Here is a 15,545-nt window from a genome sequence, read left to right as displayed (position 1 = left end):
CGCGTCACGGCGACGGGACGTCGGTGAACACGTCGCCGGGGTTCCGCAGGATCTGGGCTCGGGACAACGGCCAGACCTTGACGAACGCGGTGCCGACCACGTCGTCCATGGGCACGTACCCGCCGCCCGGGTTCCCGGTGGTGTAGCGGGAGTCGGACGAGTGCTGCCTGTTGTCGCCCATGACGAAGAGCATGTCGTCGGGGACGGTGCGGTCGAACGGGTCCTGGCTGGGTACGGAGCCGTCCTTGATGTAGGTCTCGTCGATCGGCTCACCGTTGACGCTCACGCGGCCCTCGGCGTCGCAGCAGACCACGTGGTCGCCGGGCGTCCCCACGACGCGCTTGATGAGGTGCTCACCCGAGTCCTGCGCCAGCAGACCGACGAACGTCAGGGCCTCCGTCGCGGCCTCCTGCAGCGCGTTCTGCTCCTGGGGCACCGGTGGGGGCAACCATCCGCCCGGGTCCTTGAAGACGACCACGTCACCACGGCGCACGTCGACCACGTCCGGCACCAGGCGTGAGACCACGACGCGGTCACCCTTGACGAGGGTGTCCGCCATCGACGGTGTGGGGATGAAGAACGCCTGCACCACGAACGTCTTGAGGAGCCACGAGAGGACGAGCGCGCTGACGAGGATGATCGCCGCCTCCCGCAGGACCGAGCGGGTGCGGGACTGCTCCTCGCGCGTCGTCCGCGTTCCGCTCCTGGGCACGGCTCCATGATGCCACCGCTGCCCCGCCCGCCGGGCGCGTCCGGGCGACCCGGCCCACACTGGGACGATGAAGCCGTTCCTCCTGCTCGCGAGCCGTGACGACGACGTCGCCGCCGACGGCGAGCACGCCGCGTTCCTCCGGGGCGGGGGCCTCGCCGACCACGAGCTGCACCGTGTGCGCATGGAGGCGGGGCCGCTGCCGCGCATCGACCTCGACGACTACTCCGGCGTCATCGTCGGCGGAAGCCCGTACTGCTCGAGCGACCCCGAGGAGGAGAAGTCCGACGCCCAGGTGCGCGTCGAGAAGGAGATCTCCGGGCTGCTCGACGAGATCGTCGAGCGCGACATGCCGTACCTCGGCGCCTGCTACGGGGTGGGGACGCTGGGCGTCCACCAGGGTGCGGTCGTCGACACGACGTACGCCGAGCAGGTCAGCGCCGTCCCCGTGACCCTCACCGACGCCGGCCGCGCCGACCCGCTCCTCGCCGGCGTCCCCGACGAGTTCCGGGCGTTCGTCGGCCACAAGGAGGCGTGCACCGTGCTCCCCGAGCACGCGGTGCTCCTCGCGTCGTCCCCCACGTGCCCGGTCCAGATGTTCCGGGTGCGCACCAACCTCTACGCCACCCAGTTCCACCCCGAGCTCGACGCGGCAGCGCTCGTGGAGCGCATCCGCGTGTACGAGGACAGCGGGTACTTCCCGGCGGGACAGTCCCAGGCGGTCATCGACGAGGTGAGCCGTGCCGTGGTGACCCACCCCGGCACGGTCCTGCGGAACTTCGTCCTCCGCTACGGCCGGTGACGCCTGCCGTGGGCGTCGTGGCCGACGTCGTCACTCGGCGGCGCTGAGGACCGCCACGAGGAAGTCGGAGCCGTCCGTGAAAGGTCGCAGGTCCCACGTCGAGAACAAGGTGTCGGGGACCAGGCCCGCGGTCCGGACGTCCTCGAGGAACGTGGGGAACGCGTACCCGCGTCGGGCACCGAACCCGATGACTGCGCGCCCGCCGGGCGCCAGGTGGGCGCGCATGCGGCGCAGCACCTCCGTGTGGGTGCCTGCGGCGAGGAAGGTCATGACGTTCCCCGCGCACACGATCGCGTCGAAGGGTTCGGGGACGTCCCTGGCAGGGAGGTCCAGCTCGGCGAGGTCCCCGACGAGCCACAGGTGGTCGGGATGGTCCTCCACGGCGGCCTCGACGAGCACGGGGTCCACGTCCACACCGACGACGGTGTGGCCCGCCGCGCCGAGGGCGGCACCGACGCGGCCCGGGCCGCAGCCCGCGTCGAGCACCCGGGACCGGCGGGGGAGCATCGCGTCGACGAGGCGCGCCTCCCCGGCGAGGTCCGCACCTTCCGCGGCCATCGCGCGGAAGCGCTCGACGTACCAGCGGGAGTGGTTCGGGTTCTCCTGGACGATCGTCTCCCAGACGGACGGTGTACGCACGGGGCTCCCTCTCGCTCGCGGCCGGTCGTGACGACTCTAGGCGGACCGTGCGCCGGCCGCCTGGGACCTTCGCCCGGACGCGCGGGTCAGCCGGTGAACTCGTAGTGCCAGTACTCGGGGTTGGACCCACCGGACCGCGCCCACGACGGCGACACCCAGCCGTAGGAGGGACCGTTCGTCACGAGCCAGTCACGGCGCGCGGACCCGAACTGGAAGCACGACCACTCGGGCACGTCGAGCGCCCGCCCGGTCCCGTGGGACGACGTGCCCGGCACGGCTGCGACGGACCCGAGGGCCTCGCGCATGCGCACCTGCTCGTCGTAGGACCGGTACGTGAGGTCGAGCCGCAGGTCCTCCCCGAAGTGCGCCCGGTAGGCCGCGTTGAGGCGGTCCAGGGCCCGGGCGGCCGACGTGACCAGGTACTGGGGCGTGCCGACGGTGTCGTGCCCCCAGGACAACCGGGTCATCTGCGACGCGGGGATGTTCCCGTTCGACCCGTCACCGCCCTCACCGGGGGCGGACGTGTAGAAGGCCGGGCCGGAGTACGTGGAGTCGTCGACGCACTGCGGTGCAGGACCGGCCTGGGCAGGTGCGGGAACACCCGGGGCGGTGCCGCCCTCGGCGGTGTCCGCCTGCTCGGCGGCCTCCGCCTCGGCGGCGAGCCGCTCCTCCTCGGCCACCCATGCCGCCTCCGCGTCGACCACGGCCTGCTGCGCCGGCCCGAGGGCCTCCGTCGCGGCCCGGACCGTCGCGGCGTCGGTGCCGTGCGACTCCCGGGCGGCGACGATCGCGTCGGCCAGCTGCTGCCGCACGAGGTTGTCGGCCACTCGGTCGGCGGAGGCGTCGAGCACCGCCTGCGCGGCGTCCACGGCCACCGTCGAGTCGGCGACGGCCGCCTCGAGGTCCGCCTGGGCGGCCGCGGCGGCGTCTCGGTCGGCCTGCTCCCGGAGCTCCTCGCCGTAGGCGGTCGCCTCGGCGACGAGGAGCGCGTGCCGCGAGCTCAGGGCCGCCGCCTCCGCTCGCGTCTCCTCCGCCGCCTCCCTGGCGCGGCGCTCCGCGAGGACCGCGAGGACGACGACGACCACGACGGCGGCGAGGAGGACGCAGAGGCCGACGACGACGGCTCGGCGCGGCAGTGGGCGGGAGGGGGCAGAGAGGCGCATAGGCTCCCGACACTATCGAGCCACCGCTCCAGGCGCCTGATATAGCACGATCCTCCACGTTCCCTCGGCAGAACGCGCCTCGTGTCGAAGAAAAATCACCCGCAGGGGGTGAATTTCACCCTGTACACGTCATACGCTGTCGGTCTATGGGAACAGGTGAGGTTGCAAAGGCCCCGGGCGTGCTCGTCCAACCTGCCGAGCCCTTCGGGGGACTCCCGCTGCCGGACGGTGTGCGGTGCCTGTCGATCCGCTCCACGGTCGGAGAGCTCACGGCGCTGTGCAGTCCTGCGGCCACCACGCGCTGGGGCGTCGCTGCCGAACCGCGAGGCACCGTGCTCCTCGTCCCCGGGCTCGGCGGGTCCAAGGAGGACTTCCTCCCGCTCATGCCGCTCCTGTCCGACCTCGGATGGGACACCTGGTCCTTCAGCCAGCGCGGCCAGGCCGACTCCGTCGCCCCCCGGTCGTCGCTGAGCTACCGGCTCGACGACTTCGCGTCCGACGTCGTCGAGGTCGCCCACGTCATCTCCGACGGCCCCGTGCACCTCCTCGGCCACAGTTTCGGGGGGCTCGTCGCCCGCGCCGCCGTCCTCCGCTCGCCCGACCTCTTCTCCGACCTCACCTTCCTGTGCTCCGGCCCCAAGTGCTGGACGGAGGAGATCCGCGAGATGGCTCTCGTGGTCCGCGAGAGCGGCAGCCTCGGCCTCTGGGAGGCGTCCAACCCGGACCTCGTCGGCCCCGGTGCACCCCAGCTCACCCCGCAGGAGGAGTTCCTGCGCTACCGCGCCGGGCAGACGTCCTCCGACGGCCTCCTCGGCATCATCAACGTCCTCGTCAACGCCCCCGACACCACCGCGGACCTCGTCCGGGCGGGCGTGCGGGCCCTCGTCACGCACGGCGCCGCCGACGACGCCTGGCCGCAGCCCTGGCAGGAGCTCATGGCCCGCGCGCTCGGCGCCCGCTACGAGATCATCCCTGGCGCAGGGCACCTGCCGCCCGAGGAGAACCCCGGCGACACCGCCGCGCTCCTCGACGACTTCTGGGGCGAGACCGAGGAGCTCGCCGCAGCAGCTGCCGCCGCCGCGGCCGCCGCCCGTCCCCGGAACGCCGTCTTCGCCATCTGACAACAGGACGTGCGGCGGCCCCTCGTCGGTCGGCACGGGTGACCGAACTCCGTCCCGCCGCCACCTTGGGACACTGGTGCCGTGACCACAGGCCCCCACCCCGACGCCGCCGGCCCCGCTCGCGTGCCCACCCGCAGGGAGGTCCGGCGGTGGCGTCGCAACCTCGCCGACGAGCGCGCCGAGGCGTCCGTGTACCGCGACCTCGCCCGACGCCGCGACGGTGAGGAGAGGGAGATCCTCCTCGCCCTCGCCGAGGCCGAGGGACGCCACGAGGCCCACTGGCTCGAGCTCCTCGGCGACCGCGCCGGACGCCCCCTCAAGGGCCACTGGCGCACCCGCGTCCTGGGTCTCCTCGCCCGCCGCCTCGGCGGCGTCTTCGTCCTCGCGCTCGCCCAGCAGGCCGAGTCGCGCTCCACGTACGACGTCGACGTCGACGCCACACCAGCGATGGCCGCCGACGAACGCATCCACGGGGAGGTCGTCCGCGGCCTCGCGACCCGCGGCAGGACGCGCATCTCCGGGACGTTCCGCGCCGCCGTGTTCGGGGCCAACGACGGTCTCGTGTCCAACCTCGCGCTGATCCTCGGCATCGGTGCCACAGGCGTCGCCAGCTCCACGGTCTTCCTCACCGGCCTCGCGGGACTCCTCGCGGGGGCGCTGTCCATGGGAGCCGGGGAGTACGTGTCCGTGCGGTCGCAGCGCGAGCTCCTCGAGGCGTCGGACCCCAGCCCGGAGGCCGCGGCCGCCCTGCCGCACCTGGACGTCGACGCCAACGAGCTGGCCCTGGTGTACCGGGCCCGCGGCCAGTCGGCGGAGGCCGCCCGCGAGCACGCCGACCGGGTGCTCGCCACGTACACGGCGCGCACGGTCATCGCGCCGCAGGGTGCCGCGGCCGAGCGCGAGGCGGTGGGCAGCGCCTGGGGCGCGGCGGCGTCGAGCTTCTGCTTCTTCGCGTCCGGCGCCCTCGTCCCCGTCCTTCCTTACCTCTTCGGGCTCGAGGGCCCGGCAGCCCTGGTGCTCGGGTGCGTCCTGGTGGGCCTGGCGCTGTGCGCCACCGGCGCCACCGTCGGCGTGCTCTCCGGGGCGTCGCCCGTGCGCCGTGCCGGGCGCCAGCTGCTCATCGGGCTGGGCGCCGCCGGCGTCACCTACGTGCTGGGCCTGCTGTTCGGGGCGACCGTCAGCTGACGGTGATGACCACCTGGCCGTCGTGCGTGCTCACGGACCGCACGACGTGGCGCTGACCGTCGGGCGTGCGCACGACGGGCGTCGACGACCCGTCGGCCCCTGAGAGCAGGCGCGCCCGCTGGAGGCTGCTCACGAGCTCCGTGAGGTCCACCGCCTGGTCCGCCGACCTGGGCGCGGACCCGGACCCGGGGACGAGGCTCGGCGGGGCGGCACGCCGCGGCGCGGGCCCGGCGGGACGCTCCGGCTCCGGCGGCGCCGCGTACGACGGAGCGGGAGCGGGTGCGGGCGCTGAGGAGGGCTCGGGCAGGAAGGACCGTGCGACGTCGGGGGACCACGCGGGTTCGGGCACGTGCTCCGGCGTGCGCTCCGGCTCCCGGGGGGTGCTGTCCGCGAACCGCGTGCCGGGTGCACGGGCGGAGCCCCGCGCACGCTGGGCGCGCTCGTGGTCGGAGAGGGTGCGTTCCACCTCGTCGAGGAACGCGTCGACCTCCTCCATGGCGTAGCCCTCGCGGAACTTCGTCACCGCGAACTGGGTGCTGCGCACGTCGGCGACCACGAGTGACGGCGGTTCGCCGGACCCGGACTCGTACTCACGGAGGACCTCGACCACCCGGTCGAGGAACTCGTCGACGGCGTCCACCTCGTAGCCTTGCCGCAGGTGGGTGGGGGAGAACTGCTTGGTGAGGACGTCCTGGGCGCTGAGCATGGAGGACAACCTAGCGCGCACGTGACCAGGGACACACTCCTGGTCCGGGGCGCTTCACCCTGGTGCTCGATGAATTCTCGGCGCCCACGGTGAACTGTCGGTGAAGTCCGCCGATCCGCCCGCGACGATGCGTGCATGAACTCTTCCCGCCCTGCTCAGCACGTCGATCAGCCGGTCGCGCGTCGCGCCCCAGTGGTCGCCGACGTCGCTCATCCCGTGGAGGTCGTGGACTCCACCCTGAGCTGCCGCGCCCTCGAGGAGATCTTCCGGTCCGACAGCGTCGAGTGCATCGGGGTGCGTGACGTGGCCGACGCGCACCGGGTGGGTCTGGTCACCCGTGACCGGTGCTTCGCGGCGATGTCCGGGGAGCTCGGGTACGGCCGGGCGCTGCTGTACCGCAAGCCGGTGAGCGAGCTCACCGACTGGAGCCCCACGTTCGTGGACCCGTGGTGGTCGGTGTCCGACGCGCTGCGGGTGGCGATGGCGCGCCCACGTCGCCGCCGGTACGACGACCTCGTGGTGCGGTCCCAGGTGTGGGGTGCGGTGAACGTGGCGTCGCTCATCCACTCGTTGTCCGGCGAGCTCGTGGCGCGCACCGACCACGATGCCCTCACGGGCATCCGTGACCGGCACGCGTGGCTGGGTGCGCTCGACGTGCACACCCGGGCGGCGTCGGAGCAGGACGACTTCGTGGCCGTGTTCGTCGCGACGGTCGACGGGGTGGCCGCGGTGAACGGCAGCCACGGGTTCCTCGCGGGCGACACGGTGCTGGCGGCGGTGGCCCGGCGTCTGCGGGAGGAGTTCGTGCCTCGGTCCGCGGTGGGGCGGCTCGGCGGGACGCAGTTCGGGGTGTTCGCCCCGGTGGCGGCGGTGTCCCTGGACGACGCCCTGGAGCAGGTGCGGGGGGTTGCCGACCGCCTGGGGGGCGCGGGGCAGTCCGCGGTGCGGGCCCTCGTCCACGAGGGTGTGCTGCGCCCGGGCGAGACGCCGGTGTCGGTGCGGCTGGGCTATGCCCTCGCGCCGCACGGGGCGTCGGGGGAGGCGCTGGTCACGCGCGCCGTGGAGCGCCTGGAGCCCGTCCTGTCCTGAGGTCCGAGGGCGGACCCGCTACCAGGGCAGCCGTGCCGGCGGGCGGGTTCAGGGGCGCAGGCCGAGGTGCTCGACGATGCGCTCGGCGACCTCGTCGGCGTCCCCGAGGACGGGCACGACGAGACCGTCCTCGTTGACGGCGAGGAGCTCGAGGGCGTCCAGCTGGGACGCGACGAGGGTGGAGGGCATGAAGTGGTCCTCGCGGGCCTCGACGCGGGAGGCGACGACCTCGCCGGTGACGTCGAGGTGCACGAACCGCACCCGGCCCTCGGCGCCGGCGAGGACGTCCCGGTAGGTGCGCCGGAGGGCCGAGCAGGCGACGACGCCGCACCGGCCGGCCGCCGCACGGACGCTCATGGCGTCGCGCACGGCGACCAGCCAGGGGGCGCGGTCGTCGTCGTCGAGGGGCGTCCCGGCGCGCATCTTCGTGACGTTGGCCTCCGGGTGGAGGTCGTCGGCGTCCGTGAAGGTCCACCCGAGGCGCTCGGCGAGGAGCGCGCCCACGGTCGACTTCCCGGAGCCGCTCACCCCCATGACGACGAGGTGCTGCGGCTCCGGGACTGCGGGTGCGGGGTCGGTCACGCGGTCGGGCTCCCCGTGGTCAGGCGTCGGTCCGACCGGCGGTGCCGGTCGCGCTGCCGGCGGTCGTGGTGGTGCCGGACGTCAGGTGGGACAGGAGCTGGTTGAGGTCCACCCCGGTGAGCTCCTTGATGACGCCCTGGCCCTCGCTGAGCACGGACGCGACGTTCTTGGTGACCGCGGACGCGCCGTCGGTGGACACGATGGTCATGCCCTGGATGCTGGCGATGGGCTCTGCGGCCGCGCGGACGATCTCCGGGAGGCGCTCGATGAGCTCCTGGACGAGTGCGGCCTCGCCGTACTTCTTGAGCGCCTCGGCCTTGGCGTCGAGCGCTGCTGCCTCGGCGCGTCCCTCGGCCTCGGTCGCGGCCGCGCGGGCCTCACCCTCGGCGCGGATACCGACGGCGAGGGCGACCTGGCGGTCACGCTCGGCCTCACCGGCACGACGGACGGCCTCGGCGGCGGCCTCGGCGTCCTGGATGGCTGCCGTCTTGTTGGCGCCGGCGATGGTGGTGCGCTTGAAGGCGTCGGCCTCGGTGGCGGCGTTCGCGGCGTCACGCTCGGCGGTGGCCCGCTGCACGGACGCGTACGCGTCGGCCTCGGCGGGCTTGCGGATGGAGATGTCGAGCTCTTCCTCGGTGACCTTGGCCTGCTCGGCGAGGGCCTCGCGCTGCTGGGCGGCCACGAGACGGTCCTGCTCGGCGCGGGCGAGCTGCCCGGCGGCCTCGGCCTCGGCGTTGGCGCGGTCGGTCTGCGCCTTGATGGTGGCCTGCTTGAGGTCGAGGGCCTTGCGACGCTCGGCGACCTGCTCCTGCGCCTCGATGACGGCGAACTCGGAGGCGCGCTGCGCCTCGGCCTCGGAGACCTCGGCGACCTGACGGGCGCGGGCGTTCTCGGCACGGCCGAGGTTGCCCAGGTAGTCCGACCCGGGGGTCGAGATGTCGGAGATGTTGAGGAGGTCGACCTGGAGGCCCTGCTCGGCGAGGTCGAGCTTGGTGGAGTCGACGACGCGGTCGGAGAGGCCCTTGCGGTCGGAGATGATCTGCTCGATGGTCATGTCGCCGACGATGGAGCGCAGCGAGCCCTCGAGGGACTCCTTGATGATCTCGGTGAGGGTGCCCTGCTGGGACAGGAAGCGCTGCGCGGCCCTGCGCACGCCTTCCTCGTCGCCGCGCACCTTGAAGTTGATGGACGCCTTGATGGCGATCTTGATGCGGTTCTTGTCGACGCCCTCGACGGTGATGCCGATCTGGCGCTGCTCGAGGGAGATCGCGAAGCCCTGCTGGAGGATGGGCCAGACGAACACGCGCCCACCGACGACGACGCGCTGGCCGCCCTGGGTGGCGGCGGCCCGGCCTGCGCCGCGTCCGACGATGACGAGGGCCTCGTTCGGGGGGACGCGCCGGATGCGCTTGCCGATGAACGCGATGACCGCGAAGAACGCGATGCCGAGTACGACGACGGCTATGACTGTGACGGTGTTGTCTGGCATGGGTGACTGCCCCGGGTGGGGCAACTCCTTCCGGTGGGGTGGGCTGTAGGTCTATGCCGTGGTGGCGGGGGGCGTCGTGGGTTCGACGCGCACGCGACCGCCGGACTGCTCGAGGACCACGACGCGCGTGCCCTGCGGGATGGGGGTGTCGGCCCAGGCGAGCCTGCGCTCGAGCTCGGTGTCGAGCGACACCTCGCCGCGGCCACCGGTGATGTCGGAGGTGACGACGCCGTGCGCGCCCACGAGGGACACGGGCTGGCCGTCCTCGGTGTCGCGGAGGCGCTTGACGAACAGCTGGACGACGACGACGACGAGGAGCGCCACGACGGCGGATCCGACGTACGCACCCCACATGGGCAGGTCGTTGCTGAGGACGATGGCACCGACGGACCCGAAGACCATGGCCCCGACGCCGAGGGACGTCCCGGACAGGGCGCCGTCGCCCACGTCGATGAAGTCCCCGAGGACGAGCGAGCCTGCGACGAGGAGCAGGCCCACCACCCCGATGACGATGAAGGTCAGCATGCGGTCGTGGTCCCCTCTGAGCGTGCACCAGGTCTTTGCCTGAACTGTATCTGAGAAGGGGGCTTCTGCGGTGTGACCATGATGGGCAGTCCTCCCCGTGACGCGACGACGCGGACCCGCCCGGCGTCGGGCGGGTCCGCGTGGGAGGAGCGGGTCAGGGGCGGGGGACGTTGCGCAGGTTGGAGCGGGCCATGGACACGACCTCGCCGACGCCGCCGCCGAGGACCTCCTTGCTCATGGCTGTCGCGAACCCGCGGACCTGCCCGGCGGTGATGGTGGGTGGGATGGACAGGGCGTGGGGGTCGGTGACGATGTCGACGAGCGCCGGGCCGGGGCGGTCGAGGGCCTCACGGAGCGCGGCGCGGACGTCTCCGGGTTCCTCGATGCGCACGGCGTGGATGCCGAGGGCGCGAGCGACGGCCGCGTAGTCGACGGACGGGGAGTCCGTCCCGAAGGACGGGAGGCCCTCGACGAGCATCTCGAGGCGCACCATGCCGAGGGTCGCGTTGTCGAAGAGGACGATCTTCACGGGGAGGTCGTAGTGCTTGATGGTGACGAGCTCGCCGAGGAGCATCGACAGGCCGCCGTCGCCGGCGATGGCGACGACCTCCCTGCCGGGGTTGGAGAACGCGGCGCCGATGGCGTGGGGGACGGCGTTGGCCATGGACCCGTGGATGAACGACCCGATGACGCGTCGGCGCCCGTTGGGGTTGATGTACCGGGCGGCCCACACGTTGCACATGCCGGTGTCGACGGTGAAGACCGTGTCGTCGGCGGCCTCCTGGTCGAGGAGGTCCGCGGCGTACTCGGGGTGGATGGGGGTGAGGGTCTCGGCGGAGCGGCCCTTGTACGCGCCGACCACCCCGTTCATGGACTTGAGGTGGGCCTTGCGCATGGAGTCGAGGAACTTCCGCGACCTCGCGGGTTCGACGAGGGGCAGGAGGGCGCGCACGGTCTCGCCGACGTCGCCCACGACGGCGACGTCGAGGCGGGTGCGTCGGCCCAGGTGGGTGGGTTCGATGTCCACCTGGGCGGTGCGGACGTCCTCCGGGAGGAACTGGTCGTACGGGAAGTCGGTGCCGAGGAGGACGAGGAGGTCGGCCTCCTGCGTGGCGTCGTAGCAGGACCCGTACCCGAGGAGCCCGGACATGCCGACGTCGAAGGGGTTGTCGTACTGGATCCACTCCTTGCCGCGCAGCGAGTGCCCGACGGGCGCGGCGATCTTGTCAGCGAGCGCGAGGACGTCCTCGCGTGCGCCGCGGACGCCGACGCCGGCGAAGATCGTGACCTTCTTGGCGGCGTTGATGGCGTCGGCGAGGTCCTGGACGGACTGGGCGTCGGGCACGACGCGGGGGCGGGCGGGGCGTGTGGTGACCTGGGCGACGGGGGCGGGTGCGTCCATGTCGGCGACGTCGCCGGGGAGGGTGAGGACGGAGACGCCGGGGCTGCCGTAGGCGTGGTGGATGGCGGAGGCGATGACCCGGGGCGCCTGGTCGGGGGAGGAGATCATCTCCGAGTACACGGAGCACTCGGTGAAGAGGCGGTCGGGGTGGGTCTCCTGGAAGAACTGGGTGCCGATCTGCTTGCTGGGGATGTGGCTGGCGATGGCGAGGACCGGCACCTTGGAGCGGTTGGCGTCGTAGAGGCCGTTGATGAGGTGGAGGTTCCCGGGCCCGCAGGACCCGGCGCAGACGGCGAGGTTCCCGGTGAGCTCGGCCTCGGCGGCGGCGGCGAACGCGGCGGCCTCCTCGTGGCGGACGTGCACCCAGGAGATGTCGACGCCGTCGTCGGCGGCGCGCCGCACGGCGTCGACGACGGGGTTGAGGCTGTCGCCGACGATCCCGTAGATGCGGGTGGCACCGGCGGCGACCACCTGCGCGACGAGCTGGTCGGCGACGGTCTGGGTGCGGGTGTTCTTGGCCACGGAGGTCCTTTCACCGGTGACGAGGGGGACCGTCCCATCGTGCGCCGGTTCCTTGCCGGGCGCGCGCCCAGCGCTGCGGCACCCGGTGGGGTCGCCGCGTCCGGAGGGCTACCGGTGGTCCGGGGGTGGGTGGGCTCAGAGGAGCAGCACCCAGGATCAGACGGCTTCCGACGTCGGCGCCGCGGCGGTCCTGCGGCGGAGGGTGCCCGCGGCGGCGAGGGTGACGACCACGGAGAACGCCGCGGCGAGGACGACGACCTCGAAGCCGCCGTGGGCGCCGGCGGCGTCGATGCGGGCGCCGCCCACGGACGTGCCGACGGAGACGCCGACGCCGAGGGCGGTGCCCACCCAGGTGAGGCCCTCGGTGAGCTGTGACGGTGGGACGAGGACCTGGACGAGGTTGTTGCCGTTGATGAGGGTGGGCGCGATGGCGAACCCGGTGACGAACATGACGACGGCGAGGACGGGCAGTGACGTCACGAAGAAGAACAGGGACACCCCGACGGCGAGCAGCACCATGCCGAGGACGAACCGCAACCACAGGGGTGAGAGCCAGTGCTTGGCTCCGTACAGCAGCCCGGAGATGAGCGACCCGGTGGCGAAGACGCCGAGGATGACGCCGGCGAGCGCCTCGTGCCCGGCCTCCTCCGCGAAGGCGATGGTCGCGACGTCCGTGGCCCCGAAGACGGTGCCCATGCCGACGAACACGGCGATGACGGCGAGCATCCCGAGGTTGAGGAGCACGGAGGGGCGCTTCTCGCCGGGGACGGGCACGGAGGGCGGGGGTTCGGTGGCGCGCAGCGACACGAACGCGAACCCGCCGACGGCCACGGCGACGAGCGGCACGACGAGACCGGCGACGGGGGTCACGGATGTCGCGAGGATGGTGGCGAGCATGGGGCCCACCACGAAGCACAGCTCGTCGACGGCCGCCTCGAACGAGTAGGCGGTGTGCAGGGTCCGAGGGTCGGTGACGAGGTACGACCACCGGGCGCGGACCATCGACCCGACGGACCCGATGGTGGCGCCGGTGGTCACGGCGAACACGTAGAGGAGGATCTCGGGCGCGCGGAGCTGGGCGCAGAGGATGAGCGCCACGAGCGACACGCACGTCCCGACGAACAGGGGGAGCATGACGCGCCGCTGCCCCTGGCGGTCCACGAGGCGTGCGATCTGCGGCGAGCAGATCGCCTGGGCCACGATGTACGCGGCGCTCACGCGACCCCCGAGCGCGTACGACCCGTAGATCTGCTGGAGCATGAGGACGATGCCGATGCCCACCATCGACATGGGCAGGCGGGCCAGGGCCCCGGCCGACGAGAAGCGCGCCGCGCCGGGGATGGTGAGGATCGCCCGGTAGGGGTTGCGGGAGGCGCGGGTCACGGGTTCGGGCGAGCCCTCCGAAGGGCTTCGGGGGACGTCGGGCTGGTCGGTCGGCACGTCTCCCAGTGTCCCACCGGGTGGCCGCTCACGGCCGGTGCGGCGCACCCGGGCGGGCCCGGTGTGATGGAGGCATCATGGGTGGATGAGCGGACACGACGAGAAGCCCGACGTCCCTGTGACGCACGACGCCGACGCCCACCGGTTCGAGGTGACGGTCGACGGTGAGGCGGCCGGGTACCTGGAGTACGACCACGTCCCGGCAGGCACCGCGGCCGGCAAGGCCTCCATGGTGGTGATGCACACCGTGGTGCAGCCCCACCACGAGGGCCAGGGTTTCGCGTCGGCCCTCGCCCGGACCGCGCTGGACCACGCGCGCGCCGAGCGGATGACCGTCATCCCCGAGTGCGCTTTCGTCCGTGACTACGTCAAGCGCCACGACGAGTACCGGGACCGCCCGCCCGGACCGGCAGGGGGGGGGGGCCGGGGGGCGGCGCGGTCCCGCCACCCCCGCCCCGCGCGTTCTGGTGGCCGCGGCCGGGAGGCGTCGCGGTCAGGCGAGGGCGTCGGAGACGAGCGCCCGAGCCGCTTCCTGGACCTCGCCCAGGTGCTCCTCGGAGACGAACGACTCCGCGTAGATCTTGTACACGTTCTCCGTGCCGGACGGGCGGGCGGCGAACCACGCGTTGGGCGTGGTCACCTTGAGACCGCCGATGGCGGCGCCGTTGCCGGGGGCCGTCGTGAGCTTCTCGTGGATGCTCTCACCCGCGAGGGTCGACGCCGTGACCTGGTCGGGCGACAGCCGCGAGAGGGTGGCCTTCTCCTCGAGGGTCGCCGGGGCGTCGACCCGTGCGTACCAGGACTGTCCGTGACGCTCCACGAGGCGGGCGTGGTGCTCCGACGGCGACGACCCGGTGGCGGCGAGGATCTCCGAGGCGAGGAGGGCGAGGACGATGCCGTCCTTGTCGGTGGTCCACACGCCGCCGGCGCGGCGCAGCAGCGACGCCCCGGCCGACTCCTCGCCGCCGAACCCGACGGACCCGTCGAGCAGGCCGGGCACGAACCACTTGAAGCCCACCGGCACCTCCTCGAGGCGACGCCCGTGGCTCGCGGCCACCCGGTCGATGAGGGCCGACGACACGAGGGTCTTGCCGATCGCGGCGTCCATGCGCCACTCGGGGCGGCCCCCGCCGTACAGGTAGTCGATGGCGACCGCGAGGAAGTGGTTGGGGTTCATGAGGCCCGCGTCGGGCGTGACGATCCCGTGCCGGTCCGCGTCGGCGTCGTTGCCCGTCGCGATGTCGTAGGGCGCGTCGCCCTTCATGGTCTCCACGAGGGACGCCATCGCGTACGGCGACGAGCAGTCCATGCGGATCTTCGCGTCCCAGTCGAGGGTCATGAACGCCCACCGCGGGTCCACCTGCGGGTTCACCACGGTGAGGTCCAGGCCGTAGCGCTCGCCGATGGCCCCCCAGTACTCGACGGCCGCACCACCCAGGGGGTCGGCGCCGATGCTCACGCCCGCCTCACGGACGCGGTCGAGGTCCACGACGGTCGCCAGGTCGTCCACGTACGCCGCGAGGTAGTCGTGGCGCAGCGTCGTGTCCGCCGCCAGGGCCTGCTCCAGGGGGACGCGCCGCACCTGACCGACGCCGCTGCGCAGGATCTCGTTCGCGCGGTCCGCGATCCACGACGTCGCCTCCGAGCCCGCGGGCCCGCCGTGCGGGGGGTTGTACTTGAAACCACCGTCGCGCGGCGGGTTGTGCGACGGGGTCACCACGATGCCGTCGGCCAGCCCGGGGCCCGACGTCCGCACGCCCTGCGACGTCGTCGCCTCGTTGTGCAGCAGGATCGCGTGGGACACGGCAGGCGTGGGCGTGTACGAGTCGCGCGCGTCGACGTACGTCTGCACGCCCGCCGCGGCGAGGACCTCGAGGGCCGTCTGCCACGCCGGCAGCGACAGCGCGTGCGTGTCCCGTCCGATGAACAGCGGCCCGTCCGTGCCCTGCGACCGCCGGTACTCCACGATGGCCGCCGTCGTCGCGATGATGTGCGGCTCGTTGAACGCGTGGTCGAGGCTCGAGCCCCGGTGACCCGACGTCCCGAAGACGACCTTCTGGGCCGGGTCGTCGACGTCCGGGGCGAGGTCGTAGTAGGCACCGACGACGGCGTCCACGTCGATGAGGTCTTCTGGCTGGGCGTGGGTTCCTGCGCGCGGGTCCATGGCTCGA

The 15,545-nt window shown here is 72.9% G+C and carries 14 protein-coding genes and 1 pseudogene; 5 read left to right on the top strand and 10 right to left on the bottom strand.

Going from position 1 to position 15,545, the window contains the following annotated elements; translation table 11 throughout:
• Nucleotides 1–4: 4 nt before the first annotated feature.
• Nucleotides 5–712, bottom strand: coding sequence for a signal peptidase I (lepB, locus tag JAV76_RS01000; RefSeq protein ID WP_307843937.1), 708 nt, complete (start codon nucleotides 710–712; stop codon nucleotides 5–7).
• Between the two features lie 67 nt (nucleotides 713–779).
• Between lepB and JAV76_RS00995 the strand changes: the two genes are divergently transcribed.
• The gene (locus tag JAV76_RS00995) at nucleotides 780–1,511 is read left to right on the top strand and encodes a glutamine amidotransferase (RefSeq protein ID WP_198732147.1); all 732 of its coding nucleotides are present in this window, start codon (nucleotides 780–782) and stop codon (nucleotides 1,509–1,511) included.
• A 30-nt stretch (nucleotides 1,512–1,541) separates the two neighbouring features.
• Here JAV76_RS00995 and JAV76_RS00990 read toward each other — a convergent pair whose 3' ends face one another.
• Entirely contained in the window at nucleotides 1,542–2,150 is a 609-nt protein-coding gene (locus tag JAV76_RS00990; RefSeq protein WP_307843936.1) for a class I SAM-dependent methyltransferase, read from the bottom strand.
• Nucleotides 2,151–2,236: 86 nt separating this feature from the next.
• On the bottom strand, nucleotides 2,237–3,313 hold the full coding sequence (locus tag JAV76_RS00985; protein WP_198732146.1) for a M15 family metallopeptidase: 1,077 nt from the start codon (nucleotides 3,311–3,313) through the stop codon (nucleotides 2,237–2,239).
• A gap of 179 nt (nucleotides 3,314–3,492) precedes the next feature.
• Between JAV76_RS00985 and JAV76_RS00980 the strand changes: the two genes are divergently transcribed.
• Both JAV76_RS00980 and JAV76_RS00975 read left to right on the top strand, forming a co-directional pair.
• Nucleotides 3,493–4,434, top strand: coding sequence for an alpha/beta fold hydrolase (locus tag JAV76_RS00980; protein WP_198732145.1), 942 nt, complete (start codon nucleotides 3,493–3,495; stop codon nucleotides 4,432–4,434).
• Between the two features lie 81 nt (nucleotides 4,435–4,515).
• Nucleotides 4,516–5,619, top strand: coding sequence for a VIT1/CCC1 transporter family protein (locus JAV76_RS00975; protein WP_198732144.1), 1,104 nt, complete (start codon nucleotides 4,516–4,518; stop codon nucleotides 5,617–5,619).
• Here the strand turns inward: JAV76_RS00975 and JAV76_RS00970 are convergent.
• The gene (locus JAV76_RS00970; RefSeq protein WP_198732143.1) at nucleotides 5,612–6,325 is read right to left on the bottom strand and encodes a DivIVA domain-containing protein; all 714 of its coding nucleotides are present in this window, start codon (nucleotides 6,323–6,325) and stop codon (nucleotides 5,612–5,614) included. The two genes, JAV76_RS00975 and JAV76_RS00970, sit on opposite strands and share 8 nt — an antisense overlap.
• 135 nt (nucleotides 6,326–6,460) lie before the next feature.
• Here JAV76_RS00970 and JAV76_RS00965 point away from each other — a divergent pair, with 135 nt between their 5' ends.
• The gene (locus tag JAV76_RS00965) at nucleotides 6,461–7,414 is read left to right on the top strand and encodes a GGDEF domain-containing protein (RefSeq protein WP_198732142.1); all 954 of its coding nucleotides are present in this window, start codon (nucleotides 6,461–6,463) and stop codon (nucleotides 7,412–7,414) included.
• A 48-nt stretch (nucleotides 7,415–7,462) separates the two neighbouring features.
• Here the strand turns inward: JAV76_RS00965 and JAV76_RS00960 are convergent, their stop codons facing one another.
• The 5 genes from JAV76_RS00960 to JAV76_RS00940 all read right to left on the bottom strand — a co-directional run bounded on the left by JAV76_RS00960 (nucleotide 7,463) and on the right by JAV76_RS00940 (nucleotide 13,374).
• Complete coding sequence (locus JAV76_RS00960; RefSeq protein WP_307843935.1) at nucleotides 7,463–7,996, bottom strand: gluconokinase; 534 nt, start codon at nucleotides 7,994–7,996, stop codon at nucleotides 7,463–7,465.
• A gap of 19 nt (nucleotides 7,997–8,015) precedes the next feature.
• On the bottom strand, nucleotides 8,016–9,485 hold the full coding sequence (locus JAV76_RS00955) for an SPFH domain-containing protein (protein ID WP_198732141.1): 1,470 nt from the start codon (nucleotides 9,483–9,485) through the stop codon (nucleotides 8,016–8,018).
• Nucleotides 9,486–9,536: 51 nt separating this feature from the next.
• Complete coding sequence (locus JAV76_RS00950; protein WP_198732140.1) at nucleotides 9,537–10,010, bottom strand: NfeD C-terminal domain-containing protein; 474 nt, start codon at nucleotides 10,008–10,010, stop codon at nucleotides 9,537–9,539.
• A gap of 154 nt (nucleotides 10,011–10,164) precedes the next feature.
• Nucleotides 10,165–11,934, bottom strand: a complete 1,770-nt coding sequence (locus JAV76_RS00945) for a pyruvate dehydrogenase (protein WP_198732139.1) — start codon at nucleotides 11,932–11,934, stop codon at nucleotides 10,165–10,167.
• A 156-nt stretch (nucleotides 11,935–12,090) separates the two neighbouring features.
• Nucleotides 12,091–13,374, bottom strand: a complete 1,284-nt coding sequence (locus JAV76_RS00940; RefSeq protein ID WP_198732138.1) for an MFS transporter — start codon at nucleotides 13,372–13,374, stop codon at nucleotides 12,091–12,093.
• Between the two features lie 85 nt (nucleotides 13,375–13,459).
• Here JAV76_RS00940 and JAV76_RS15320 point away from each other — a divergent pair.
• Nucleotides 13,460–13,756 (top strand): annotated as a pseudogene (locus tag JAV76_RS15320) (GNAT family N-acetyltransferase); the annotation flags it as partial.
• Nucleotides 13,757–13,867: 111 nt separating this feature from the next.
• Here the strand turns inward: JAV76_RS15320 and pgm are convergent.
• Complete coding sequence (gene pgm, locus JAV76_RS00930) at nucleotides 13,868–15,538, bottom strand: phosphoglucomutase (alpha-D-glucose-1,6-bisphosphate-dependent) (RefSeq protein ID WP_198732137.1); 1,671 nt, start codon at nucleotides 15,536–15,538, stop codon at nucleotides 13,868–13,870.
• Nucleotides 15,539–15,545 lie beyond the last annotated feature (7 nt).

This window comes from Sanguibacter suaedae (assembly GCF_016342785.1).
GTDB lineage: Bacteria > Actinomycetota > Actinomycetes > Actinomycetales > Cellulomonadaceae > Sanguibacter > Sanguibacter suaedae.
The sequence above is the reverse complement of the archived record's forward strand: the minus strand, read 5'-3'. Positions and strand labels throughout refer to the sequence as shown.

Bases quoted from the DNA above. Each gene is read 5' to 3' on its own strand.
- JAV76_RS00965 (WP_198732142.1), top strand. From the start codon at position 6,461: ATGAACTCTTCCCGCCCTGCTCAGCACGTCGATCAGCCGGTCGCGCGT.
- pgm (WP_198732137.1), bottom strand. From the start codon at position 15,538: ATGGACCCGCGCGCAGGAACCCACGCCCAGCCAGAAGACCTCATCGAC.
- JAV76_RS00970 (WP_198732143.1), bottom strand. From the start codon at position 6,325: ATGCTCAGCGCCCAGGACGTCCTCACCAAGCAGTTCTCCCCCACCCAC.
- JAV76_RS00955 (WP_198732141.1), bottom strand. From the start codon at position 9,485: ATGCCAGACAACACCGTCACAGTCATAGCCGTCGTCGTACTCGGCATC.
- JAV76_RS00995 (WP_198732147.1), top strand. From the start codon at position 780: ATGAAGCCGTTCCTCCTGCTCGCGAGCCGTGACGACGACGTCGCCGCC.
- JAV76_RS00985 (WP_198732146.1), bottom strand. From the start codon at position 3,313: ATGCGCCTCTCTGCCCCCTCCCGCCCACTGCCGCGCCGAGCCGTCGTC.
- JAV76_RS00950 (WP_198732140.1), bottom strand. From the start codon at position 10,010: ATGCTGACCTTCATCGTCATCGGGGTGGTGGGCCTGCTCCTCGTCGCA.